This window comes from Bartonella sp. AD328YNZD (genome assembly GCF_042196425.1).
The window spans coordinates 1-608 of sequence record NZ_JBHIQG010000799.1 but is presented as its reverse complement, the minus strand read 5'-3'; the positions used below and the strand labels follow the sequence as shown (position 1 = coordinate 608).

Annotated in this window: 2 protein-coding genes; one reads left to right on the top strand and one right to left on the bottom strand. The window is 42.3% G+C overall.

Features of this window, described 5'->3' with window-relative positions; all coding sequences use genetic code 11:
- The first annotated feature begins 27 nt into the window (after nucleotides 1-27).
- Nucleotides 28-402, top strand: a complete 375-nt coding sequence (gene rpsP, locus ACFIO3_RS15105) for a 30S ribosomal protein S16 (protein WP_375608459.1) — start codon at nucleotides 28-30, stop codon at nucleotides 400-402.
- 131 nt (nucleotides 403-533) lie between these two features.
- Here rpsP and ACFIO3_RS15100 read toward each other — a convergent pair.
- The coding region (locus tag ACFIO3_RS15100; protein WP_375704788.1) for a DUF1674 domain-containing protein at nucleotides 534-608 on the bottom strand (75 nt) is incomplete at its 5' end.

Here is a 608-nt window from a genome sequence, read left to right as displayed (position 1 = left end):
GCCAGAGCTGACAATAGGAGATAAAATATGGCATTGAAAATTCGTTTGTCCCGTGGAGGTTCAAAAAAACGTCCTTATTATCATATCGTCGTTGCAGATGTTCGTAGTCCGCGCGATGGGCGATTTCTTGAACGTGTTGGAGCATGGGATCCAATGTTACCTAAAGATGGACTGAGGGTAAAACTTAATGAAGAGCGTATCCAGTATTGGCTTGGACAAGGGGCTCAACCAACTGATCGCGTTTTACGATTTTTAGATGCAGCTGGTTTAAAAAAGCGTCCAACCCGCAATAATCCACATAAAGGTGAACCAGGTAAAAAAGCACAAGAACGTATAGCAGCAGCAAAGCAAGCAGCAGAAGAAGCAACGGTAGCGGCTGAAGCAGAATCTGCTTCAGCATAAAAAGCATGATGGTTCAACCAACGCGTCTTTAAAAGTTCTAGAAGAATGAATATTATCCGTTTTTGTTCGTCAAAAACGGATCTCCTTTAAAAACTTGTTTTAAATAGTGTTGGTTTTTTTAAAGTTGAATTTTAAAAGTCAATGGCGCGGCCTTTAATTTCCCAGTCTCCATAGCGCGAAGGGTCTTTGCCGCCGCGTCCACCATT